Source organism: Lacticaseibacillus sp. YLM2-1, from assembly GCF_056583465.1.
Window position 1 is genome coordinate 1548777 of sequence record NZ_CM152617.1, and the last position, 22952, is coordinate 1571728.

25 protein-coding genes are annotated in these 22952 nt (G+C 47.1%); 2 read left to right on the plus strand and 23 right to left on the minus strand.

The features are described 5' to 3' along the window. Nucleotides 1-42: 42 nt before the first annotated feature. The 18 genes from AC07KQ_RS07475 to rpsU form a co-directional block, all read right to left on the minus strand. On the minus strand, nucleotides 43-393 hold the full coding sequence (locus AC07KQ_RS07475; RefSeq protein WP_003565641.1) for a metal-sulfur cluster assembly factor: 351 nt from the start codon (nucleotides 391-393) through the stop codon (nucleotides 43-45). A 51-nt stretch (nucleotides 394-444) separates the two neighbouring features. Then, nucleotides 445-633, minus strand: coding sequence for a 2-hydroxymuconate tautomerase (locus AC07KQ_RS07480; RefSeq protein ID WP_003565643.1), 189 nt, complete (start codon nucleotides 631-633; stop codon nucleotides 445-447). Between the two features lie 142 nt (nucleotides 634-775). Continuing rightward, nucleotides 776-1570, minus strand: coding sequence for a Nif3-like dinuclear metal center hexameric protein (locus tag AC07KQ_RS07485; protein ID WP_003584479.1), 795 nt, complete (start codon nucleotides 1568-1570; stop codon nucleotides 776-778). Beyond that, a complete protein-coding gene (locus tag AC07KQ_RS07490; RefSeq protein ID WP_003565647.1) occupies nucleotides 1557-2267 on the minus strand; it encodes a tRNA (adenine(22)-N(1))-methyltransferase in 711 nt (236 codons plus the stop codon). The genes AC07KQ_RS07485 and AC07KQ_RS07490 overlap by 14 nt, the downstream gene beginning before the upstream one ends. Before the next feature lie 215 nt (nucleotides 2268-2482). Beyond that, complete coding sequence (gene rpoD, locus AC07KQ_RS07495; RefSeq protein WP_003565648.1) at nucleotides 2483-3751, minus strand: RNA polymerase sigma factor RpoD; 1269 nt, start codon at nucleotides 3749-3751, stop codon at nucleotides 2483-2485. 13 nt (nucleotides 3752-3764) lie between these two features. Beyond that, nucleotides 3765-5552 carry a DNA primase gene (gene dnaG, locus AC07KQ_RS07500; protein WP_016387804.1) on the minus strand — a complete coding sequence of 596 codons (1788 nt, stop codon included), beginning with the start codon at nucleotides 5550-5552 and terminating at the stop codon, nucleotides 3765-3767. Between the two features lie 192 nt (nucleotides 5553-5744). Next, nucleotides 5745-7814 (minus strand): glycine--tRNA ligase subunit beta, encoded by a 2070-nt coding sequence (gene glyS / locus AC07KQ_RS07505; RefSeq protein WP_194959199.1) that lies wholly within the window; start codon nucleotides 7812-7814, stop codon nucleotides 5745-5747. Nucleotide 7815: 1 nt separating this feature from the next. Continuing rightward, complete coding sequence (gene glyQ, locus AC07KQ_RS07510) at nucleotides 7816-8712, minus strand: glycine--tRNA ligase subunit alpha (protein ID WP_016384228.1); 897 nt, start codon at nucleotides 8710-8712, stop codon at nucleotides 7816-7818. Between the two features lie 630 nt (nucleotides 8713-9342). Continuing rightward, nucleotides 9343-9651: a hypothetical protein gene (locus AC07KQ_RS07515; protein WP_003590883.1), complete on the minus strand. Its 309-nt coding sequence runs from the start codon at nucleotides 9649-9651 to the stop codon at nucleotides 9343-9345. 168 nt (nucleotides 9652-9819) lie between these two features. Beyond that, the gene (locus tag AC07KQ_RS07520; protein WP_003575189.1) at nucleotides 9820-10131 is read right to left on the minus strand and encodes a hypothetical protein; all 312 of its coding nucleotides are present in this window, start codon (nucleotides 10129-10131) and stop codon (nucleotides 9820-9822) included. Nucleotides 10132-10381: 250 nt separating this feature from the next. Continuing rightward, the gene (gene recO / locus AC07KQ_RS07525; RefSeq protein WP_480156531.1) at nucleotides 10382-11161 is read right to left on the minus strand and encodes a DNA repair protein RecO; all 780 of its coding nucleotides are present in this window, start codon (nucleotides 11159-11161) and stop codon (nucleotides 10382-10384) included. Further along, complete coding sequence (gene era / locus AC07KQ_RS07530; protein ID WP_003565663.1) at nucleotides 11161-12063, minus strand: GTPase Era; 903 nt, start codon at nucleotides 12061-12063, stop codon at nucleotides 11161-11163. Before era ends, recO begins: the two co-directional genes overlap by 1 nt. Beyond that, nucleotides 12060-12449, minus strand: a complete 390-nt coding sequence (locus AC07KQ_RS07535; protein WP_003570376.1) for a cytidine deaminase — start codon at nucleotides 12447-12449, stop codon at nucleotides 12060-12062. The genes era and AC07KQ_RS07535 overlap by 4 nt, the downstream gene beginning before the upstream one ends. A 1-nt stretch (nucleotide 12450) precedes the next feature. Continuing rightward, the gene (locus AC07KQ_RS07540) at nucleotides 12451-12849 is read right to left on the minus strand and encodes a diacylglycerol kinase (RefSeq protein WP_003565665.1); all 399 of its coding nucleotides are present in this window, start codon (nucleotides 12847-12849) and stop codon (nucleotides 12451-12453) included. Continuing rightward, entirely contained in the window at nucleotides 12833-13291 is a 459-nt protein-coding gene (ybeY, locus tag AC07KQ_RS07545; protein WP_003565667.1) for an rRNA maturation RNase YbeY, read from the minus strand. Before ybeY ends, AC07KQ_RS07540 begins: the two co-directional genes overlap by 17 nt. Nucleotides 13292-13294: 3 nt before the next feature. Next, entirely contained in the window at nucleotides 13295-14281 is a 987-nt protein-coding gene (locus AC07KQ_RS07550) for a PhoH family protein (protein WP_003565669.1), read from the minus strand. Nucleotides 14282-14614: 333 nt separating this feature from the next. Then, entirely contained in the window at nucleotides 14615-15049 is a 435-nt protein-coding gene (locus AC07KQ_RS07555; RefSeq protein ID WP_003565671.1) for a GatB/YqeY domain-containing protein, read from the minus strand. Nucleotides 15050-15077: 28 nt separating this feature from the next. Then, nucleotides 15078-15254 (minus strand): 30S ribosomal protein S21, encoded by a 177-nt coding sequence (gene rpsU / locus AC07KQ_RS07560; protein ID WP_003565673.1) that lies wholly within the window; start codon nucleotides 15252-15254, stop codon nucleotides 15078-15080. A 303-nt stretch (nucleotides 15255-15557) separates the two neighbouring features. Between rpsU and AC07KQ_RS07565 the strand changes: the two genes are divergently transcribed. Continuing rightward, nucleotides 15558-16388: a pyruvate, water dikinase regulatory protein gene (locus AC07KQ_RS07565; protein ID WP_003565675.1), complete on the plus strand. Its 831-nt coding sequence runs from the start codon at nucleotides 15558-15560 to the stop codon at nucleotides 16386-16388. Here the strand turns inward: AC07KQ_RS07565 and AC07KQ_RS07570 are convergent. The 5 genes from AC07KQ_RS07570 to hisS all read right to left on the minus strand — a co-directional run bounded on the left by AC07KQ_RS07570 (nucleotide 16385) and on the right by hisS (nucleotide 22050). Further along, nucleotides 16385-17272, minus strand: coding sequence for a deoxyribonuclease IV (locus AC07KQ_RS07570; protein WP_480156532.1), 888 nt, complete (start codon nucleotides 17270-17272; stop codon nucleotides 16385-16387). The two genes, AC07KQ_RS07565 and AC07KQ_RS07570, sit on opposite strands and share 4 nt — an antisense overlap. A gap of 135 nt (nucleotides 17273-17407) precedes the next feature. Beyond that, nucleotides 17408-18328 carry a YitT family protein gene (locus AC07KQ_RS07575; RefSeq protein WP_003565679.1) on the minus strand — a complete coding sequence of 307 codons (921 nt, stop codon included), beginning with the start codon at nucleotides 18326-18328 and terminating at the stop codon, nucleotides 17408-17410. A gap of 91 nt (nucleotides 18329-18419) precedes the next feature. After that, nucleotides 18420-18872: a peptide-methionine (R)-S-oxide reductase MsrB gene (msrB, locus tag AC07KQ_RS07580; RefSeq protein ID WP_003565681.1), complete on the minus strand. Its 453-nt coding sequence runs from the start codon at nucleotides 18870-18872 to the stop codon at nucleotides 18420-18422. Nucleotides 18873-18959: 87 nt separating this feature from the next. Next, nucleotides 18960-20765 (minus strand): aspartate--tRNA ligase, encoded by a 1806-nt coding sequence (aspS, locus tag AC07KQ_RS07585; RefSeq protein ID WP_003565683.1) that lies wholly within the window; start codon nucleotides 20763-20765, stop codon nucleotides 18960-18962. A 1-nt stretch (nucleotide 20766) separates the two neighbouring features. Then, nucleotides 20767-22050, minus strand: coding sequence for a histidine--tRNA ligase (gene hisS, locus AC07KQ_RS07590; protein WP_016387802.1), 1284 nt, complete (start codon nucleotides 22048-22050; stop codon nucleotides 20767-20769). Nucleotides 22051-22569: 519 nt separating this feature from the next. Here hisS and AC07KQ_RS07595 point away from each other — a divergent pair. Continuing rightward, nucleotides 22570-22896 (plus strand): inorganic diphosphatase, encoded by a 327-nt coding sequence (locus tag AC07KQ_RS07595; RefSeq protein WP_003565687.1) that lies wholly within the window; start codon nucleotides 22570-22572, stop codon nucleotides 22894-22896. Nucleotides 22897-22952: the final 56 nt, after the last annotated feature.

The window sequence follows — 22952 nt, forward strand, 5'->3', positions numbered from 1 at the left end:
CGCCTTAAACGGCGGCTTTTGCATTCCGTGTCTAAACGCCGGTTAATGAATGCCCAGCGCCATTTTGGCATACCGACTGAGGCGTTCTGGCCCCCATGCTGGATACCAAACTAAATGAATTTCAACGCTGGTAATCCCGTCAATCGTTGTCAGTGCCCGTTTAATATCAGCATCCAACATGTCTGTCAAAGGACAGCCCATCGTTGTCAATGTCATTTCAACGGTACATTTGCCGCTTTCATCTAAATCAACCCCATAAATCAAGCCGAGGTTAATTAAGTCGACACCGAGCTCTGGGTCAATGACGGTTTCCAAAGCGTCAAGAATTTGCTGTTTCATTTTATCAAAATAAGCCTGATCTTGTGAGGCTGCCTGATCGCTGGTGTCTGCCATCGTTGAACCCTTCCCTTCTGTGACCCGGTACTGATTGCTCAAAGCCAGCCGTTAAGCCTTATCTGATGCAAGTACACCGGCAACTGAATAATGTTCCTTAGCCATTTCGTTAAGAACAATGTGAATATGCTCAGCGGGTGCGCCAGTATCTTTGACAATGGCATCTGTCACGTCCTTCACAAGGGCTTTCAGTTGCTCCGGTGAACGGCCTTCAATCAAATCAATGTGTACTAATGGCATGGTATTCGCTCCTTTGGCGGCAAAAGCCGACAGTTAATTTGCTTTATTTTAGCATGAGTGTAAGATTTTCGCACCTATGCTATGTGTTTTGCTCTTTGTCAATTCTATTTAAAAATCGCATTTACTGGAAAATTTTTCCCAATCACATGAAAGTAAACGGATCAGTCGATAGTTTAGATGGTATGGCTTTGACATCCCATCCTTCTGCATCGGCCCATTCGTTGATCAAAGTCGCAACTTTGCCTTTCATAATCGACTCGATATGGTGGCCGGGATCGATCACGGGCAGGTCGGCGGCTAGCATATCGTGACCGGTATGGTAATACACATCGCCAGTGATAAAGACATCGGCGCCAGCTTGCTTGGCATCGTTGAAGGCATCACCGCCATCACCGCCGAGAATAGCCACTTTTTGAACTAGCCGGTCTAGATCGCGGGCAACCACGCGCAACCCTTTAACGTTATAGGCTGCTTTGACTTGTTCAACAAAAGCCTCAAGGCGAATTTTGTCTGGTAACAAGCCAATTCGGCCCATGTTGGCGCCTTCACCTTCATTGATAAAAGGCACAACTTGACTTAATCCCAACGCTTCTGCCAGCCAGTCATTCATCCCGTCTTGGACGCGATCAAGGTTGGTATGCGCTGCATAGACCAGCAAGTCATCCTTTAGAATTTGGGCGTACATGGCATTCTGCGGAACCCGCAAATCCAAGTTATGCACTGGTCGAAACATCGCTGGATGATGAGAAAAGATCATATCAGCATGAATCGCTTCGGCTTCAGTGACCACTTCCGGCCGGACATCTAATGTTACGAGGACGGTTTTAACTGGTTTATCTGGGTTACCTAATTGCAGCCCGCTTGGATCGCGTTCCCATGCCAAACTCAGGGGGGCAAAGTCTTCAAATCGATTAATAATCTGTTTACCGCTCGTCATGTGCGTCTAATTCCTCCTTGATTAATGATAAAATTTTTTCTTGTTCGCGAATCTTTTCTAGCGGCACCATCTGTGCATCAGCCAAACCTTCAAGCACAGCCTCGGTTTTCTCAGCTTCGCGGTGCATTTTTTTCATAAAAGTTGGACTCTTTTGCCGCCGTAAAATCGGCCCGAAGCGTAAATCAGCTTCCGAATAAGGCACATCCGGGCGCGTTCGACCAGCTGCCATCAGTTCGTAAATATGGCCTTCATCTTCAACGATGTCCTCGCCGATAATGCCATAACCATGCTGATCAAGCCATAAACGGACATCGTATTGGTGTCGATTGGGAGCCAGTACCAAGGTTTCGGTACCGTCTAGTTGTGGCTGGCCAGCCTCAAGAATATCCGTCATCAGCTGACCGCCCATTCCAGCAATGACAACCGTTGAAATGGCATCGTCAGGCATGATACTTGCCAAACCGTCAGCTTGACGGACGCTGATCTGCGCAGTTAACCCAGCATCCGCAACGTTTTGCTTGGCAATTGCGACCGGTCCGGCACCAATATCACTGGCAATCGCAAAATTGATGCGTTGCTGCTGCACCAAGTAAATCGGCAAAAAAGCGTGATCTGTGCCGATATCCGCTACCCGTTCGCCTGCCTCAATAAAACTGCTAATGGCCTGAAGCCGTTTTGATAAATGAATATGATCCATGACTATACTTTCTCCTCATCTCGTTAACAGTTTTCATTATAACAAACTACGCCGAACAGTTAGTTAACTTTTCTGAAAAGCGGCTTACGTCCTCAGAAACATCAAAGATTTCCGGTATTCGAATCTGAATGAGGGGCTTCGCCACATGATGACGTACGAAAAAGCCGCCTACCTCACTAATGAGGCAGACGGCTTTATCAGCTAACAAACGTTCATTACTCAAGAAAATCCTTAAGTTGCTTGGAACGGCTTGGGTGGCGGAGCTTCCGCAATGCCTTAGCTTCGATTTGACGAATTCGCTCGCGGGTCACGCCAAAGACCTTGCCGACCTCTTCCAAGGTACGGGTCCGGCCATCATCGAGTCCAAAACGCAACCGCAAAACATTTTCTTCACGATCCGTTAAGGTATCCAGCACACTTTCCAACTGTTCTTTAAGCAGTTCATAGGAAGCATGGTCTTCAGGACTGGTGGCGTCTTGGTCTTCAATGAAGTCGCCAAGATGTGAATCATCCTCTTCACCAATTGGCGTTTCCAAGGAAACAGGTTCTTGCGCAATCTTCAGGATTTCGCGAACCTTTTCAGTTGGCATGTCCATTTCCGCGCCGATTTCTTCAGGCGTTGGTTCACGACCAAGGTCTTGAAGCAGTTGCCGTTGAATCCGAATCAATTTGTTAATGGTTTCAACCATATGCACTGGAATCCGAATTGTCCGGGCTTGGTCAGCGATGGCACGGGTAATAGCCTGCCGAATCCACCAGGTGGCATACGTTGAGAACTTAAAGCCTTTCCGGTAATCGAATTTCTCGACCGCCTTCATCAGCCCCATGTTCCCTTCCTGAATCAGATCCAGGAATTGCATGCCGCGACCAACATAACGCTTAGCGATGGAAACAACCAATCGCAAGTTAGCTTCAGCCAAACGTTGCTTAGCTTCTTGATCACCTTGTTCAATCTTCAAGGCAAGGGCAACTTCTTCATCAGCTGTCAGCAGGGAAACTCGGCCGATTTCCTTCAGGTACATCCGCACAGGGTCATTGATTTTGACCCCTGAAGGTGCGGACATGTCACTCATTTCCTTCTTGGAAACCTTCTTTTGCTTCTTCAAGCTAATCGCTGCTGGCTCGCCATTTTCATCAACAATAGCAATCCCATTATCCTCGATCTTTTGCATCAGATCGTCAATGGCACCACTCTTGAGCTCAAACGGCTTAACCAACTTGTCGGTCAGGTCATCTTCAGTAATTTGTTTCTTCTTCTTGTAATCTTTAATCACGGCCTTGACAGCATCGTCGAATGCTTTCGTTGTCGTTTTGGTCGTGCGTTTGCTGCTAGCGGTAGTCTTCTTGACCGTAGTTTTCTTCGCGGTGGTCTTTTTTGCCGCCGCCTTGACAGCGGTTGTCTTAGCCGCAGTTTTTGCTGCTGGCTTAGCCGTTGTCTTCTTTGTGGTCTTGTCTACTTCAGTTGCTGTTTTTTTATCAGCCATTAAAGTTCCTCCCCTAGCCTTGTTGTTGTTTCAAAAGTTTCATGAGATTCACATACTGCACCGTTAGCTCGCCTAGTTTCTGCTTATCGCCAAGTCGCTGTGCCTCTGTGATGGCCTGCTTGATGGCCTGCAGCCGTTCGACAGTTGAAGCGGACGTAATCGTCTGAATCAACTCGTCAATCGTTGCCTCAGTCGCCTCAGGCAAAACCTGCATCGCCACCGAAGCCGCCACCCCGCTCAGATCCGGATCGACTCGATCCAGGAATCCAGCTAACTCGCCATCAGGCTGCTCATGGAGAAAACCTAGCCATCCGGTAAAGAGCGTCTGAAAATGTGGCGCTGGAAATGTGAAAGCAGTATTTTTTAAACGCTGCATCACTAAATCATCGTGCCAAACATAATACAGTAATTGTCGTTGGGCTGCAGTGTAACGATCAATTGGCCGAACTGGTTGATTAACCGGCGCGGTTTGATAGCTCACAGGAGCCGACGACTGTTGTTGCACGGCTTGCTGCGGCGCTGGCAGGCTTTGATTCAGAGCGCTCTCAGGTACGCCAGTCGTGTCAGCTAACTGCTTCACATAAACTGCCCGCGCTACCGGATTCGAAATCTTACCGATGGTTTTTAAAGCCGCGTTCAGATACGTCAGTTTAGCCTGATCATTGTTCATGTCAACCCCGCGCGCTAAGAATTGCAGGATAAACGCGGTCGGCGTCAATACGGATTTGACTTGCGCTTGGAAGGCTTCGGCACCACGGGCACGAATGAACTCATCAGGATCCATCCCGTCCGGCAAAACGACCACATCCGTTTGTAATCGCGGATGATCAGCCAACATGGCAACCGCACGTTCAATCGCCTTTTGCCCTGGTTCATCACCATCGTAACACACGGTTAATCGCTTGCTTAAGTGGCTAATGATGTCAACCTGCTCAGTAGTTAAGCTTGTTCCCATGGAAGCAATCCCGGTTTTTACACCGGCTTGGTACGCAGCGATCACATCCATATAGCCTTCAAAAAGAATCGGGCCGCCATCACGGCCAAAATCGGCTTTGGCACGATGAAGATTAAATAGGACATCACGCTTGTTGAAAAGCTTGGTTTCGGGACTGTTCAAGTATTTAGCTTGGGTCTTGTCCTTGCTTAGAATTCGCCCGGAAAAACCAATCACTTGACCATGACTGTCCGTTAGCGGAAACATGACGCGATCGTTAAACCGATCGAACAATTTTCCTTCTTGATCCTCTACGAACAAACCGCTGGCACGCTGATCTTGATAGTCGACTTTGCGATTATTAAGAAACGCTACTAACAGATTACGTTCTTCAGGCGCATACCCCAGTTGAAAAGCTTCAATTGTGTCATCAGTTAAGCCACGTTTGTGCAAATAATCAAGTGCAGTCTGACCTTTCTCCGTATTCATCAAAATATGATGAAAGAGATCAGCCGTGTCTTGCAAAATATGCTGTTGCTTGCTGATCTCTGGATCAACCGGTGCTGCATGACCCACCTGAACATCCAGTGGCATGCCAGCAAAATCCGCCACTTTTTTAACTGCCTCCGGGAAGGTGGCGTTATCATAGTCCATCACGAATTTAAAAACATTGCCGCCGCGGCCGCACGAAAAACAGTGAAAAATCTGCTTAGGTTCATTCACAGAAAATGATGGGGTGTGTTCTTCGTGAAAAGGACACAAGCCAAACAGATTCTGCCCTGTCTTGCGTAATTGCACATATTGGCCAATATAATCAGCAATATTGACAGCTTTAAGGACTTTGTCGACAGTAGCCTCAGGAATCATTCCGGCGATGTCAGCTCACTCCCTTTCATGACATGTGCCGCAGAGCTGTTTGCCAGCCTGCAGACGCCCAACACACGTTACCCGAAATAGCGGTAAAAAGTCGCACTTCTGAGTTGAAATGCGACTTTTTGATAGTCTATCGGCATAATAATACAAAATACAGTATAGCCTGTTTAGGCTTGGAATGCAAGGCTACTTAACAATGACTTGACTCACATCGCCAAATTGCTTGATCAATGCGGCAAGTTGAAGCAAAGCTGCCAAGCGATTTTGGCGAATGGCTTGATCGTCGGCCATGACCATTGTGGCATCAAAGTACGCATTAATTGGATCTGCGAGTGCCTTAAGCGACTGATAATCGGCTTCCGTCGGTTCATCATCAAACTTCTTGGCAGTCGCCACCGTTGCATCATACAACTGACCTTCGCTCGGATTCTCAAACTTCGCTGTATCCACATCGACTTTTACCTGCTGCTTCTTGGTAATCCGCAACACACGTCCAAGTGCTTCCATGACAGGTTTGAAATCAGTATCGTCCGCGTGCGCAGAAAGGATCTTGGCAGCATCCAAGATACCGGCAAGATCGGCATCAGCGCGAACTGTCACTGCGTCCACAATGTCATGGCGGATCTTCTGACCTTGCAAGACTTGTTTGGCACGGTCAATCATGAATGCATTCAAATCCTGTTGATGCGCAGTAAAATCAAGACTATTGGTTTTTCCTGCTGCCTTCAAGGCATCAGCAATCGTCGTCTGCAGTTCAGCAACGGCAAATGGCCAATCATGTTTGGCGATCATTCGAACAATCCCGTAAGCTTGACGGCGCAGCGCATAAGGATCGTTTGAGCCACTTGGAATCAGATCAACTGCAAAAAAACTCATTAACGAATCGAATTTGTCCGCAATCGCAAGTACGGTGCCAACTAAGCTTTCTGGCAACGCCCCATCCGCAGAAATCGGCTCGTAATGCTCAGCGATAGCATGGGCAACAGCTGGTTTCTCACCTGCCAATTGCGCATAATGTTCGCCCATAATACCTTGCAATTCTGGAAACTCACCAACCATTGAAGTGACAAGGTCGAATTTGTAAATCGAAGCTGCTCGGTCCAGATCAGCCTTATCAATCGCAGATAAGCCAAAACGATCCGCCAACAAATCGGCGATAACCCTTGTTCGGGCCATTTTGTCGTACATGGAACTGATTTTATCGTGGAAACTAACAGCTTTCAAACGATCAACATCGTCAGCAATGCTGCGCTTTTGATCTTCCGCATAGAAGAAAGCTGCATCTTCCAATCGCGCGGTCAATACCTTTTCATTGCCCGCAATCACATTGGCCAAATGATCAGCATTACCGTTACGAACACCAATAAACGCATTGACCATCTTTCCTGACGCATCCCGCGCATAGAAGTAACGTTGATTATCTTTCATTGAGGTGATCAGCACAGCTTCAGGAATTTTGAGATACTTTTCATCAAAATTACCAGCAAATGCAGTTGGCCATTCAACAAGATTATTGACCTCTTCCAGCAAGTCTGCATCCAGATCAATCTGCCATTGATGATCAGCGGCAATTTGGTGAATCTGATCGCTAATCAATTGCTTGCGCGCTGCCGGTTCAACAATCACAAATTGTGCTTTTAACGCCGCAACATAGTCGGCCGCATTGCCGAGAGTCACTGGTCTGCCAAGGAAGCGATGCCCTTGAGTGGTTCTGCCAGCGTCAACATCCAGCAACTTCATCGGGACAATCGCATCATCCAGTAAGCTGACCAGCCAATGAATCGGCCGAATGTACTCGAAGTCATAAGCACCCCACTTCATTCGGGTTGGGAAGGTCAGGCTTTTAATGACATCCAGCATACCTGGTAAAATAGCTGCTGCTGTTTTGCCCTTGATTGCCTTATGCAGATAAACGTAATCCACACCTTTGATCGTTTTAAAGACAATGTCATCAGGGGTCATGCCTTGGCCGCGAGAAAAGCCGATCGCCGCCTTGGTCCAATTACCAGCTGCATCTTGCGCAATTTTCTTAGCTGGGCCTTTGACATCTTCTTCGATGTCCGCCTGCTTGTCGGCGAGGTCGTGAATCAGCAACGCTAGCCGCCGCGGTGTCGCGTACTGGTCAATCGCACCGTGATCGAGATGATTCTCTTTCAAAAAGGCGACAGTTTTATCGTGAAACTGTTGCAAACTCGGCGTCACCACATGCGCTGGCATGTCCTCAAGGCCAATTTCAATCAGATATTGATGCGTCATGTTATTCCACCTCCGTTTGATGTTGCAGTAGTGGGAAGCCAAGCTTCTTGCGTTCAGCCACGAATGCCCGGGCAACCTTGTGAGCCATCTTGCGAATACGGCTCATGTAACCGGCCCGCTCAGTAACCGATACCGCCCCGCGTGCATCCAAAAGATTAAAGGTATGGCTACATTTAAGAATGTAATCATAAGCTGGATGAACCAGACCGAGATCCATTAAGCGCCAAGCTTCTTTTTCATAGGCATCGAAGAACTTTAGCAGCATCTCCTGATCGCTGACTTCGAAGGCATACTTGCTGTGCTCATATTCAGGTTCCTTGAAAATGTCACCATACAAAACACCGTCGCCCCATTCAAGATCAAAGACACTGTTCACATCTTGAATATAGGAGGCAAGTCGTTCGACCCCATAAGTGATTTCGCTGGTAACTGGCGATACTTCAAGTCCACCGACCACTTGGAAGTAGGTAAACTGACTGACTTCCATGCCGTCTAGCCAAACTTCCCAACCAACACCGGCACAGCCCATGGATGGATTTTCCCAGTTGTCTTCAACAAACCGAATATCATGTTCCAATGGATTAATGCCGAGTGCGGCAAGCGAATCCAAGTAATATTCTTGAATATTTTCAGGAGATGGTTTCATAACGACTTGGAATTGATGATGCTGAAACAACCGGTTGGGGTTTTCGCCATATCGGCCGTCAGCTGGACGTCGAGACGGTTCAACATACGCAGCATTCCATGGTTCTGGTCCAATGGCGCGTAAGAAAGTGTACGGACTCATTGTCCCCGCCCCTTTTTCCACGTCATAAGCTTGCATGAGCATACAGCCCTTGTCACCCCAAAATTTTTGGAGGGTTAGGATCATCGTTTGGATGTCCATTTTTTTTGTCATCATTGCCTCTTTCCCGGTGAATTGAAGTGGGATTGGCTTCGGGACACGAAAAAGTCCCTACGCCAATTAATGGCGTAGGGACGCTTATGCGCGGTTCCACCCTACTTCAGATAGAAAAAAACTACCTGCGGCTTCATCATTTGGTTCGAAAACGCCAATCACAACAACCGTTATCAGGCTTACACTTTCCCCGACTCGCTTTAATAGGTTTCGTTGCGACCCTTTTTCTCATCACCGATTCAATTTCCTTATTAGTATAGCATCGCGGAAAAACGTGTCAAGCAGAGAAGAGCGTGAGCCACCCCGGGTAGAAACCGGAGTGCAAGTGGCCTCAGGTGTGATGACCGGGCTTTGGTCATTGCACCTGAGGTCCTTACACGCAGGTTTCTGGGGTGGCGATCGCGTTTTGGAGCAATTGCAGGCAGCACTATTTTTCTATTCTCGGTCGATAGTTTCTTATACTCCGAGTTGGCTCCGCGGCGATTCGGGGTGGCGACCGCGCAGCTAGAGTGGTGGGCACGACTGAGCCCATCGCCGCTCCGCCAACTCTCTGCTTTCTATTTTCAGATTGAAATACTGATAATCGTGGGCTATTGGTTAAACCAACAAACAATCATTTACAAAAGTTCCTTAAGTGCCAGAAACTTCATCGATCCGCTCCTTGCTATTCTTCCACAATTCTTCAGGTGTATAGGTGTCTTTGTCGAAGAGTGTCAAGGTGCCGTCTTCGGCAATTTGCGGATTTGCCCCAAACCATTCCCATGTTGGGGCAATTATCAAATTGACGCGCTTGCCTTTGCCTCGCGTCGGGGACCAAGCATCCAGGTAGTCTTTGATGAAATGTGAACGCATATAACGAGTCTGGCCGTTATCAAACTCAATGGCCAATATATTGGCGGCCAGCCAGACTTTGACGGCTTTTGGTGTTATTTCTGACATAACGCACCCTTCTTTACGTAATGCAAAACCCAACGACCATTTATTGCATTAAAAAAACGCTTACTACATGATAGTATACCACCGTAGACCAACAAGTGATCGTGCATTTGTCTTTGTCCAAAAAAGGAAGCCAATTCCCGTTGGCTTCCTTTATCAGAAGATTGCTAATTAATGCACCCCAGAAACTTCATAAATCTGCGACTTGCTATTACCCCAAAGTTCTTCTGGCGTGTACCGATCGGTTTCAAAGATTGTCAAGCTACCATCAGCGGCAATGACTGGATTGGCACCAAACCAAGCCCATGTTGGGTCAACTATCAATAGTCTACGTCTTTTCTTGCCTTTTGGTAATGACCAAGCAGAGATATATTGATCAATAAAATGTGATCGCATATACCGTGTTTGCCCATTATCAAATTCAATTGCCAATAAATTCGCTGCTACCCATACTTTCACAGCTTTCGGTAAGGTTCTTGCCATGACGCCCGCTCCTCTCAACAAACCAAAAAATGCTATGATCTAGTCAACTGTTTACGAGTTGAATATACCATAGCCGGCGAAGATGGTTAATAGTTTCTATAAGAAATTAAGAAATATGGAATAAATAAGTATCGTTATTCCATCTAAAAGCGACATATTACAATAATTAAATTAATTCAGTGTTTGTTTCGGAGAGTTATCCAGTCAAAAATATGTTGATAGTAAATAATTATGCCACTGATATCAGCCATCATTCCGAGTCATCAGGCAGGCGATCCTGCCATTGATGCATCTGATCCAAAAAACGTTTGGCTTTCGGGGTCACACCGACCATATCAGTGTAGATAACATCCAAAATTCGTCGTAATTCTGCTTTGGTATCAGGTTTGACGTTGATGCGCTCCACTTTGTTGAGATCAAGCGTGCTAAAACGTCGCAGGTAAAAAATCGCCCGCGGACTGGCATGAAGCCGGTGCGGATCTTTATCCCAGTGATTTTGGCACAGCAAACCGCCATAACTTTCGGAAAAATCAAGCGGCAAATCGGCGCGACCGTCAATCACACAACCGCGCCAGTTAGGCTCAACGCCATATTCTTTAAGCAGCTGGACTTCAATCACGTTGGCGATAATCTGTGGATCGAGGCCAGAATCAATGAGATACAAGGCTTGTTTGATTTGGTTAAACCAGAATCCGACTGGCCGCCCATCTGGAAAAGCAAGATCGATTAATCCAAAAATATAGGCTGCATAAGCATTTAAGGTGATGTCATCAGAAATTTGCCGATATTGAGTCGCATTTTTGATGGCAGACAAATAAGATAGACCGGATTCACGAACTTCACCAATATAATCAGCGTGAGTAAACGGTAAAATACCAGCACCTAAAGTAAAACCGGGCTTACGGGCCCGGTTCAAAAGAAACATTTTTTTGCCGAATCGATCGGTCAAAATTTTGACAAGCATATCAGATTCGCGATAGTTCTGGCGGGACATAACCAGTCCCTCAAATGTTTCAGTCTGCCTAACCATTATCGAAGATCCTTCGTGTTGTACCCTAACGACTTCAGATAAGCATTATTATCACGCCAATTTTTCTGGACGCGAACCCATAACTTCAGGTTCACCTTGTCGCCCAACAGGTTTTCGATGTCACGTCGGGCGCGAATGCCGATCTGCTTAAGCATCTGCCCACCGCGGCCAATAATGATGCCTTTTTGACTATCGCGTTCAACGATAATATACGCCTCGATCTGCAATTTACCGCCTTCCCGATCTTTCATGCGCTCAACTTGAACGGCAACAGCGTGCGGCACTTCATCGCGAGTTAATTCGAGAATTTTTTCGCGGATAAGTTCACCGACAACAAAATACTCAGGATGATCGGTGAGCTGATCTTCGGGGTAGTATTGCGGACCGACTGGCAATGCATCGGTCAATGCCGTCAATAGCTCATCGACATTGTTTCCCATCGTTGCACTAATCGGAAAAACTTGGGCAAACGCATAGTCATGCTGGTAGCTTTCAATCAACGGCAACAAATCGTCAGGTTTTACTAGATCAATTTTATTAATGATCAAATAAACCGGCTTTTTCACTTCCGCCAGTTGGCGCATGATATAGCCATCACCAGGGCCTTTTTCCTCGTCCGCTTCGACCATGAACAAGATGGCATCAACTTGATTCAAAGTTGACAATGCCGCTTTATCCATATAGGTATCCAGCTCATTTTTCGGCTTATGAATACCTGGTGTGTCGACAAATACGATCTGCGCGTCAGGAGTCGTGTAGATACCGTTTATTTTGTTACGGGTCGTCTGAGCCTTTGGCGACATAATGGCGATTTTTTCACCTAAAATACGGTTCATAAACGTTGACTTGCCGACGTTGGGCCGACCGATAATCGCAACAAAACCAGAATGATGTTCACTCAAGCGTTAAGATCTCCTTTCGAAAACGCACCTGGCAGTAAAGCCTGTGGCGTCGTTTGAACTGACTGTCCGGCAACGTTGGCAAGCGTGATGACAGCATTAGGGCCAAAGAATTCGCTAATGACTTGGCGGCAAGCGCCACAAGGGGCCACTGGTCCCTTGGTATCTGCAATCACCAGCAATTCATCCAGCTTCGAATAGCCCGCGCTGACTGCCGCAAAAATAGCACTGCGTTCAGCACAGTTACTAAGACCGTAACTAGCATTTTCGACATTTGCCCCTGAAAAAATGCGATCACCGACACGGACAGCCGCGCCGACAGCAAAATGAGAATACGGAACATAGGCATTTTCTCGAGCCGCTAAAGCAGCTGTACGCAAAACTGACAACTTACCAACTCCTAAAAAGGGCCAAAAGTGGTGGCCCAAAGACATAAATACCGGCGACGACGGCAATCAACGACACGATGAGCACCGCGCCGGCACTCATGTCCTTAATCTTCTTCGCGCGCGCGTCATATTGATCGCCAACAATAAAATCAACAACATTTTCAACGATCGTGTTCAACAACTCGCCAAGAAATACCAACAAGATTGCCAGAACTAACACGAACCATGAAAAAGCGGAAACTTGTAAGACAACGCCGGCAACAATGACCAGAGTTGCACTCAGAAATTCGCGCTTAAAATTATTTTCGTCGACAAAAAACACCTTCAGCCCATCGAGCGCGTGACGGGCACTTTGGATGAAATGTTTATTCTTGCCAACTTGCTTATCTGGTAAGGCCATAAGCTGCGAGGATTTTCTTTTGAAGCGGGATCATGACAGCTTCATCTTCTGGCTTAATGTGGTCGTAGCCGTTAAGATGCAAGAAGCCATGGACGACGGTGTAACCCAGCTCGCGCTCAAAGCTGTGCCCATAATCCTCGGCATGGCGGCGAACGGTCAGTGGATCAATGAAAAGATCACCGATGTTCTTTGCCATGCCAGGTAGCAGCGGCAAATCGTCTTCGCCCTCTTCAATCGCAAAACTGATAACATCCGTGACCCGGTCGGTTTCACGATACTCGCGATTGATGCGCTCAATCTCATCATCCCCAACCAAGGTGATCGACATTTCTGTGTTTTCAGGCAACTTAAGCTGTTTGCCGCAAAAAGCGACTAGTTTTTTGATGAGATCATGGTGCTTGTCATCCAGCAGTTGATCGTCATCGAATAATTCTAAGTCCATCCCTTACTCCTTCGTCTTCTTCTGCAACTGCAGGTCGTGTCGACCATAAGCCTCAATAATCTTTGCAACAACCGGATGCCGCACAACGTCCTGTGCCGAAAATTGGGTAAAGGCAATGTGACTAATACCTTTGAGTAATTGCTCGGCCTGAAGCAGTCCGCTTTTGGCGTTGTTCGGCAAATCAATTTGAGTGATGTCCCCATTGACGATCATCTTTGAGCCAAACCCTAAGCGGGTCAGGAACATTTTCATTTGTGCTTGGGTGGTATTTTGTGCCTCATCAAGGATGGCAAACGCATTATCCAACGTTCGCCCACGCATATAAGCTAACGGGGCGATTTCAATCACACCGCGATCCATCAGCCGATCCGTGTGTTCTTTCCCCAAAACAGCGTAAAGGGCGTCATATACCGGACGCAAATAGGGATCAACTTTTTCCTTGAGGTCGCCTGGCAAGAAACCCAGACTCTCACCGGCTTCAACTGCCGGTCTAGTCAAAATGATCCGCTCAACTTGGCCTGCCTTCATCGCGGCGACAGCCATGACAACGGCCAAGAATGTCTTCCCAGTGCCTGCTGGCCCAATGCCAAACGTGATATCGTTATGCTTAATGGCATCAACGTACTGGCGCTGCCCAAAGTTTTTGACCCGAATTGGCTGACCTTTGGCATCGCGCAACAAGGTTTCACTGTACATATCAGCAAAATACTCAAGCGTCCCACGCTTGGCCATCGCAACGGCGCTAGCGATGTCCTGCGGCGACAATTTAATGCCTTGAGCTAATAACTTACTAGCCGCCTCAAGTAACTGTAATGTCAAGCTGACCGCTTCAGTATCACCATGAATCCGCAACTCATCCCCAAAAGGCGAGATCTGCACATTCAATCCTTCTTCAATCAATGTCAAATTAGCGTCATTGATCCCGACAAGGTTAATCGCCATGTCAGGATTACTAAGACGGAAAATTTTCTCCGAGGTTTCTTGTGCCAAATATTGGCCCCCTAACAAATTTATTAAGCAATGATGCTCTCAGTTTAGCATATTTTAAGAGCGCGAGCAGGCGCGGTTAGAAACCGGAGCATAAGTGGGCTTGAGACTAAATGACCGGTCTTTGGTCATTTAGTCTCAAGGTCCTTATGTGCAGGTTTCTGCGCCTGCTCGCGCGTTTCCAAGCAAAGCGTGAAGCAATCGCCTGACCAAACTTAGACGATATTCAGCGCAAACCCATTCGTCAGCAAAATCAGCACCCTTATCTGATCACCACGCACGCCATTCACCCACAAAACCCATATAAAAAAGCCGGCTATTGCACCGGCTTTGTCGTTAACTAAGTTTTTCTTTGACCACGCTGCTGACAAGACTGCCATCTGCTTGGCCTTTGACTTTTGGCATCAACGTTTTCATCACCTTGCCGAAGTCTTGCTTACCCTTGGCGCCAACTTCCTTGATAGTTGCATCAACGATGTCACCGACTTGGGCTTTGTTTAACTGGGCTGGTAAAAAACGTTCGACGACCTTGATTTCAGCTTCGGTTTGTTGAACGAGATCATCACGACCGCCTTTTGTAAATTCAGAAACGCTTTCCTTGCGCTGTTTAAGTTCAGTCGCAAGAACGCTCTTTTCTTCCTCTTCAGAAAGGTCGTGGCCGAGTTTAATCTTCTCATTGACCAAAGCCGTCTTCAACATCCGGACGACGCTCAACGTCACTTTGTCCTTGGCTAACATGCTTTGTTTCATCTGAGCGTTAAGCTCATCCATTAAAGCCACTATTCACCAAGTCCTTTAATTAAAACTTCTTACGCTTACGTGCAGCTTCTGACTTCAGCTTGCGGCGTACGCTAGGCTTCTCGTAGAACTCACGCTTGCGGTATTCAGCGAGTGTACCCGACTTGGATACAGTACGCTTGAAGCGCCGAAGAGCGTCATCGAGAGATTCGTTTTTCTTAACAACTGTCTTAGCCATGTGATATCCCTCCCTCCGACACTTGTGTAACCACTGACGGATATCATAGCCAATAGTTCGTTTATTAGTATACAAAACTAGCAACCACGCGTCAATAAGCGATTTCACATTTTTGAATAAACTTGCCCTGTTCTGTTAAGCTTTTTAGTTGTTTTTGGCGTAAAATCCCTAACATCAGCAAATGGTCGACCTTAAATAGCTGACTGGTCTAGACACGCTTGTCACCATTGGTCGTCGGCTAACCGCTCCTGTTTAGTTGGTAAATATGCTATGATAGCGTTATCTAAGTAATGAGGTGGCAGTATGACGCAAGAATTAAATTTATATATTATGTCGGACTCGGTTGGCGAAACTGGCTTGCGGTTGGCGCAAGCTGTCGCGGCACAGTTTCCCAACTTTGAGGCACATTATGTGCGGTTCCCATTTATTCATACGGAAGAAAAGATTTACAGCGCGCTTGATGAGGCCAAGAAGGAAAATGCCTTGGCAATCATGACCTTCGTGACATCAGGCTTTGCTCAACTTGCAACGCATTATGCCAAAGATCAAGGCGTGATTGCCATTGATGTGATGTCGCCAATTTTAAGCGGGATTAAGTCAATTACGCATGAGGAACCAAATCACGTTCCCGGCGCTGTTCATGATCTTAATGAACGCTATTTTGACCGCATCTCAGCTATGGAATTCGCGGTGCTGTATGATGACGGCAAAGACCCGAAAGGCTTTCTCGAGGCAGATATCGTTTTGCTTGGCGTTTCGCGAACGAGTAAAACACCATTGTCGTTGTTTCTCGCTAATCGCAACCTTAAAGTGGCCAACTTGCCGCTGGTACCTAACGCCCATATTCCTGAAGAGATCTGGTCAGTTGACCCGAAGAAGATTGTTGGTTTAACCACAGACGCCTCTGTTTTGATGGAATTCCGGCGCCAGCGAATGATTGCCTATGGCTTGAATCCCGACACCGCTTATTCAGCACGCGATCAAGTCAATCAAGAACTCAAGTTTGCGGAAGATCTGTACAAAAAAATCGGCTGCATGGTGATCAACACCGCCCACCGATCGATTGAAGAAACAGCAACGCTTATTTTGGAACACATGGGTCTTGATGAATTTGATAATACTGAAACCCATTAAACCATCAAGTGGCGTAACTCATCGGGCTGAAAGTCCCCTGTTTTTAGCCATTTGATCTCTGCCCCGTATGGCGGTACCTGATGTTTTTTGTCAGGACCAACATACGGGGTTTCGAGTATCTTGGGTGATTCGGCCAAGGCAGGGTGATGAGCGATCTTGTTTAAGGCGTCAAACCCGATCGTGCCAAAGCCAATGTTGGCATGCCGATCTTTATGACTGCCTTGGGGATTTTTCGAGTCATTCACATGAATCACACTGAGTCGATCAAGGCCAATGATGTGATCAAACTCGTTGAGAACACCGTCAAAGTCGTTTTTGATATCATAGCCAGCATCATTGGTATGACAGGTATCAAAGGTTACCCGAAGCTTTTCGTTATGTGTCACACCATCAATAATGGCAGCTAATTCATCAAAAGAGCGCCCGATCTCCGTGCCTTTGCCAGCCATTGTTTCCAAAGCAATGGTCACTTTTTGATTAGGATCAATGATCTCATTGAGTCCTTTAATAATTTGTTTAATCGCTGCTTCCGGACCAGCACCGACATGCGCACCGGGATGAAAAGGCATGGTATAGGCATGAAGAGCATCTGCTCGAGCGACTTCTTCTCGCATGAACTGCACCGCAAATGTAAAGTTTTCCGGTTTCTTGGTATTGCCGAGATTGACGATATACGGGGCATGAATCACGGTATGACTAATGCCGTCTTTCGTCATCGCTGCTAGCCCTTCAGGAATCATCATTTCGCTAGTTGGTTTACGCCGCGTGTTTTGCGGTGCCCCCGTATAGAATTGAAGCGTGTTAGCCGTATAACTGGCGGCTTCTTCAACGGCACCAAGCAACATTTCTGACCCTTTCATACTGACGTTAGCTCCTATTAACATGTTTCCCTCCTAATTAATTGATCGTTTTTGATTTTGACAAGGTGACCTGCCGATGTCGGATACGTTGAACGATTCCGACAGGCACGGCTTGCCAATGAAAAAGCCCGGAATCGCTCCGGGCTAAATCTGATGGTCTTAATCCGTTTTCGGCTCATAAAAATGACCCAGAATCTTGACCGAATCCGTGATCGAGACGAATGCATAAGGATCACTGTGGCGCATGGCTTGTTCTAAATCATACATTTCTGCCCGCGAAATGATGGTGAACAGAATCGTCTTTTCCTCGTGATGAAAGGCACCTTCTGCATCGTGAACAATTGTGATGCCACGCCGCATTGAATTCTGAATCTCATTCACGACCTGTCGCGGCCGGGCCGTGACAATCATAACTTGAAGTCGTTGCTGCCGCGTATAAAGCGAATCCATGACCCGGCCATTGATAAAGATCGCCAAAGCAGAATACAGCGCATGCGGCCAGTCATTGACAAATCCGGCGAAGAAGATAATCAAAATATTGAACATAATATTGATTGTCCCAACCGTTCGGCCTGTGCGTTTTCGCAAAACAATGCCGAGGATATCAATCCCACCGGTTGAAATATTATTCCGCAAGGCGAACCCCGTTCCGAGACCGTTAACGACCGCTCCGAAGATCCCGCAGACAATCGGGTCTTTAGTAAGTGGTGTAAGCACGCCGAGCACCCGAATCATAATGGTCGAAAAAATGACCGCCAAGAACGTGAAAAAAGTGAACCGATGGCCAATGGCTTTCCATGCTAACACAAACAACGGTACGTTCAGGAAGAAAAGCAGCGTCCCGGTTGAAAAAAGATCTGTTGTTGATAACGATACGAAAGGCAATGCAATCGAGAAATTAAACCACTTTCGCACGATCGTTGCCAATAACTGCGCTAGTCCAGTGACCCCGCTGGCAAAAACCCCACCTGGTTCCCAGAACATATTCAGCGCCACTGCCACACAAATACTATAGAAAAAAGCCGCTGATAGCCGTGACCAATTTTGGTGTCGTCTAATCAGCTTATCAATCTCTTCCATACAAAAACCGCTCCCTGTCACCCGTAATAAGTCGCGCATCAAGTATAACAAGGGCGGTCCTGTATTGCTACCATGGTCTTTTTAAAACATTTTAATGAACAGACTTAAAGAGATGTCGATAATCCCCGTAACCTTCTTTTTCTAAGTCGGCCACCGGAATAAACCGCAACGCAGCTGAGTTGATGCAATAGCGCAACCCGCCTTTAGCAGCTGGACCGTCTGTGAAGACGTGGCCTAAATGCGACTCGGCAGATGGGCTGCGCACTTCAACACGTTCCATGCCAAAACTTTGGTCGCGGTGCTCAGCCAGTTTGCTGATTGGCTTGGTGAATGACGGCCAGCCGCAGCCGGCATCGTACTTGTCCTGCGATGAGAATAACGGTTCACCACTAACAATGTCGACATAGATGCCATCTTGATAAAAGTCGTCGTACTCGCCAGTAAACGGCCGCTCTGTCGCTGCTTCCTGTGTCACCGCATAAGCCTCTGGTGACAAGCGCTTTTTCAAGTCCTTTTTGCTTCCCTTTTCAAATTGATCTGACAATTAAAACACCTCCCGCTGTCTTCATTATAGCGGGAGGTGTTTTAATTGTCAGCAACTTAATTGTGGCTGGCATTTTTAAAGTAACGTTTACTCAGTTAGGTTTTCGTCGCCTTCATGTTCCTTTTCAGGATCAACATCGGCCCGAACTTCGATACCGAGATCTTTTAATTGTGCATCAGCAACGGGATATGGCGCACTGGTCATCGGTTCACTAGCCTTGCTGTTCTTCGGGAAAGCAATCACATCGCGAATGTTATCGCGGCCTGTTAGCAGCATGACAAACCGATCGAGTCCAATAGCTAGACCACCATGCGGCGGGAACCCGTAGTCTAAGGCATTTAGCAGGAAGCCAAAACTCTTTTGGGCTCGTTCTGGGGTGAACCCGAGCGCCTTGAGCATTTTTTCCTGAATCTCGCGGTTATGAATACGAATGGAACCGCCACCTAATTCGTAACCGTTGAGCACGATGTCGTAACTTTGAGCATGTGCGGCATGCGGATCAGTGTCAAGCAAATGAACGTCTTCTTCATTTGGCATTGTGAACGGATGGTGCGCTGGTACCCAACGCTGGATGCCTTCATCGTATTCAAACAGCGGCCAATCAACGACCCAGCAAAAGCGAAATGCTTGTTCATCAATCAAACCGAGATCGTGGCCAAAATGGGTCCGTAAATAGCCTAATGCATCTGCGACCACTTTGGCCTTGTCAGCAACAAACAACACCAGATCACCGGCGTTAGCGCCAACAGCTTTCACGAGGTCAGCACCATCGCCAAAGAATTTGGCAATCGGGCCGCTGATACCGTCTGACGTGACTTTGAGCCAAGCCAAACCTTTGGCACCAAAACGCTTGATGTAGTCTTGCTGGGCATCGATCATTTTCCGAGAATACTTGTCAGCGCCGCCTGGTAAAACAATAGCCCGCACTTGGCCGCCATTTTGAACAGCGCCGGCAAAGACTTTGAAATCAGAATCTTTGACGAGTTCAGACACATCCTGAATCTGCATGTCAAAGCGCAGATCCGGCTTATCAGAACCGTATTTATCCATCGCATCCTGCCAAGTAATTCGGTCAAATGGCAACTTGACATCAATGCCTTTCACATCATGCATCACTTTGGCAATCAAGCCTTCTGTGATGTCCTGAATCTCTTCAGCAGTTAGAAAACTGGTCTCAAGGTCAATCTGGGTAAATTCTGGTTGACGATCACCACGCAAGTCTTCATCGCGGAAGCAACGCGCAATTTGATAATACCGATCGAACCCAGCACCCATCAGCAGCTGTTTGAACAATTGCGGTGACTGGGGTAGTGCGTAGAAGCTGCCAGGATAAACACGTGACGGCACCAAATAGTCCCGGGCACCTTCTGGCGTGCTGGCGGTCAATGTCGGTGTTTCAACGTCAATGAACCCGTTGTCGTCCAAAAAATGATGCACGCTGCGCATGATATGTGCGCGCGTAAAAATATTCTTCTGCATTTCCGGCCGGCGCAAATCCAGGTATCGGTATTTTAACTTGGTTTCCTCAGTGACGGCCACCCCGTCCTCAATATAAAATGGTGGCGTTTTAGCTTTGTTCAAAATTGTGATGGTATGAACTTCAACTTCTACGTCCCCGGTTTTCATATCTTTATTGACAGCTTGCGGCTTACGCTTTTTTACCACGCCTTGCACTTCGATGACGTACTCAGAGCGTACCGAATTCGCCACAGCTAAAGCATCCTTGTCAAATTCTTCAGAGAAGACTAATTGCACAATGCCTTCACGGTCACGCAAGTCAATGAAAATCAAACTACCCAGACTGCGACGTTTTTGTACCCAGCCTTTTAGTGTCACTTCTTGATCAACATACTCGGCGGTCACATCACCGGCATAACAGGTTCGTTTACTCATTTTATTTTGCCTCCATTACTTGCGTATAGATTTTGCCAAAGTCGGCCAGCACATTAGCTTGGGGGAATGCTTGCTGATCGCCTGTGGCCATATTTTTGATTTGAACAGTGCCTGCAGCGCGTTCGCTTTCACCAATCGTCAAAACAAGCTTGGCATTTGCTTTGTTGGCAGCCTTAAATTGTCCTTTAGGTTTGCGTCCCATATAATCCATCTCGCCGGTGAAGCCTTGTTGACGAATGGCGGTCAGCATTTGCAGGGCCTCTTGATCGGCACCTTGGTCAATGGTCACAATGTACGCATCTGGCTGCGCCGTTGGCAATTCGCCTTGCATTAGCAACATCAGGCGCTCAACACCCATGGCAAATCCGATCCCAGGTGTCTCCGGACCGCCCAGTTCTTCGACTAAGCCATTGTATCGACCACCAGCTAAAATCGTTGTATAGCCGCCGCCAAACACCTTATCATCGGACATGACTTCAAAAATGGTGTGATTATAATAGTCCAAGCCGCGCACCATCGTGGCATCCACTTCAAACGGAATCCCCAATCCCTGCAATAAGGTTTTCACCCGATCAAAATGTTGCTGTGCCTCCGGTGTCAAATAATCCAAAATAGATGGGGCATTGGCCACAATTTCCTGATCATGCTTGTCTTTGCTATCAAGGATCCGCAACGGGTTTTTAACCAAACGAACCTTGGAGTCTTCAGAAAGCTGATCTTTGAAAGGCGTTAAATAGTCAACCAGCGCTGCGTGGAAGGCTTGGCGGGTTGCTGGATCTCCCAACGAGTTGATCACAAATTTAAGATGCTTGGCGCCTAGGGCCTCCAGCAACTGTTTTGCCAAAGCCAACGTCTCGGCATCCAACACCGGTGAATCACTGCCAAATGCCTCAACCCCGATTTGATGAAATTGGCGTTGCCGACCACTCTGAGGCCGTTCATATCGAAACATCGGACCCAAATAGTAAACCTTATAAGGCTTAGCATGTTCAGGACCATACAGTTTATTTTCTACATAGGCACGAACGACGCCAGCAGTCCCTTCAGGGCGTAAAGCCATCATCCGGTCACCTTTGTCTTTAAAGGTATACATTTCCTTAGTAACAATATCACTAGTGTCCCCCGCGCTACGCGAGAATACATCCACATTTTCAAAAATGGGTGTGCGGATTTCATGATACTGGTATTGGGCAAAAATTTTGCGAGCTACGGCTTCAACTTGCTGCCAGCGTTCGCTTTGGCCTGGTAATATGTCGGCTGTGCCTTTTGGGCGTTGATAATTCATGGATTGCCTCCTGTGGTTTAAGCACTGTGATTTAGTTGGTGAAGTGTGCTGGTTCCGAAACGCGCAAAAGGACGCAGAAACCTGCGTGTAAGGACCTTGAGCAGTAGTGACCAAAGTGCAGGTCACTACTACTCAAGGCCACTTACACTCCGGTTTCTAAGCGCGTCCTTTTGCGCTCTAAAAAAATACACCCCTCGATTGCTCGAAGGGTGCGGACACGGTACCACCTTGTTTTTTTCTTTGCCATAACGGTGGCGTTCCGGAACTTGTTCACCTCAGAAGTGTCTTTTCGATCGTTCCCGGCTTCCACCATCTCCGGGTCGCTTAAAGTGATCTATCCTACTTCTTCACAGGTCTTAGTTATTGCTTAAAGCATACGGTTTGTTGAAAGTTTTGTCAACGCGTTTGGCAAGATTTTCACGGTTCATTTTCAACAAATCTGTTGCTTGTGGATATTGTATAATACTGAGTAAAAAAGATGTTAGTCATGTTCAAGCATAGGCAAGGAGCGTTATAGCAATGGCAAGTAAATCAGTTTTTGTTAAAGTTGATCGCCCGATCGGTTTTTCAGACAAGTCGCATGCGCCTTATCCGATTAATTACGGCTATGTGCCCACGGTTACCGGTGGCGACGGCGAAAAGCAAGATGTCTACATTGTCTCCGATCTGATTAATGAACCCTTGCAATCATTTGAAGGCAAGTTGATTGCTGTTGTTCACCGAGCGGATGATAACGAAGAAAAGTGGGTCGCCACCACTGAAAACGAAACTTTCTCGGCAGCTGAAATTGCCGCGCGCATTCATTTTATGGAGCAATATTTTGACTCGACGGTGGCGTTAGTTTAACTTGACAATATTTTTTGAATTTTCAATAAAGTAAACGCTGTTCGTGTGAGAAACCC

Excerpts from the sequence above, each read along its gene's own strand:
- AC07KQ_RS07475 (WP_003565641.1), bottom strand. The coding sequence starts at position 393 with ATGGCAGACACCAGCGATCAGGCAGCCTCACAAGATCAGGCTTATTTT.
- AC07KQ_RS07480 (WP_003565643.1), bottom strand. The coding sequence starts at position 633 with ATGCCATTAGTACACATTGATTTGATTGAAGGCCGTTCACCGGAGCAA.
- AC07KQ_RS07485 (WP_003584479.1), bottom strand. The coding sequence starts at position 1,570 with ATGACGAGCGGTAAACAGATTATTAATCGATTTGAAGACTTTGCCCCC.
- AC07KQ_RS07490 (WP_003565647.1), bottom strand. The coding sequence starts at position 2,267 with ATGGATCATATTCATTTATCAAAACGGCTTCAGGCCATTAGCAGTTTT.
- rpoD (WP_003565648.1), bottom strand. The coding sequence starts at position 3,751 with ATGGCTGATAAAAAAACAGCAACTGAAGTAGACAAGACCACAAAGAAG.
- dnaG (WP_016387804.1), bottom strand. The coding sequence starts at position 5,552 with ATGATTCCTGAGGCTACTGTCGACAAAGTCCTTAAAGCTGTCAATATT.
- glyS (WP_194959199.1), bottom strand. The coding sequence starts at position 7,814 with ATGACGCATCAATATCTGATTGAAATTGGCCTTGAGGACATGCCAGCG.
- glyQ (WP_016384228.1), bottom strand. The coding sequence starts at position 8,712 with ATGACAAAAAAAATGGACATCCAAACGATGATCCTAACCCTCCAAAAA.
- AC07KQ_RS07515 (WP_003590883.1), bottom strand. The coding sequence starts at position 9,651 with ATGTCAGAAATAACACCAAAAGCCGTCAAAGTCTGGCTGGCCGCCAAT.
- AC07KQ_RS07520 (WP_003575189.1), bottom strand. The coding sequence starts at position 10,131 with ATGGCAAGAACCTTACCGAAAGCTGTGAAAGTATGGGTAGCAGCGAAT.
- recO (WP_480156531.1), bottom strand. The coding sequence starts at position 11,161 with ATGGTTAGGCAGACTGAAACATTTGAGGGACTGGTTATGTCCCGCCAG.
- AC07KQ_RS07540 (WP_003565665.1), bottom strand. The coding sequence starts at position 12,849 with ATGGCCTTACCAGATAAGCAAGTTGGCAAGAATAAACATTTCATCCAA.
- ybeY (WP_003565667.1), bottom strand. The coding sequence starts at position 13,291 with ATGGACTTAGAATTATTCGATGACGATCAACTGCTGGATGACAAGCAC.
- AC07KQ_RS07555 (WP_003565671.1), bottom strand. The coding sequence starts at position 15,049 with ATGGATGAGCTTAACGCTCAGATGAAACAAAGCATGTTAGCCAAGGAC.
- rpsU (WP_003565673.1), bottom strand. The coding sequence starts at position 15,254 with ATGGCTAAGACAGTTGTTAAGAAAAACGAATCTCTCGATGACGCTCTT.
- AC07KQ_RS07565 (WP_003565675.1), top strand. The coding sequence starts at position 15,558 with ATGACGCAAGAATTAAATTTATATATTATGTCGGACTCGGTTGGCGAA.
- AC07KQ_RS07570 (WP_480156532.1), bottom strand. The coding sequence starts at position 17,272 with ATGTTAATAGGAGCTAACGTCAGTATGAAAGGGTCAGAAATGTTGCTT.
- AC07KQ_RS07575 (WP_003565679.1), bottom strand. The coding sequence starts at position 18,328 with ATGGAAGAGATTGATAAGCTGATTAGACGACACCAAAATTGGTCACGG.
- aspS (WP_003565683.1), bottom strand. The coding sequence starts at position 20,765 with ATGAGTAAACGAACCTGTTATGCCGGTGATGTGACCGCCGAGTATGTT.
- hisS (WP_016387802.1), bottom strand. The coding sequence starts at position 22,050 with ATGAATTATCAACGCCCAAAAGGCACAGCCGACATATTACCAGGCCAA.
- AC07KQ_RS07595 (WP_003565687.1), top strand. The coding sequence starts at position 22,570 with ATGGCAAGTAAATCAGTTTTTGTTAAAGTTGATCGCCCGATCGGTTTT.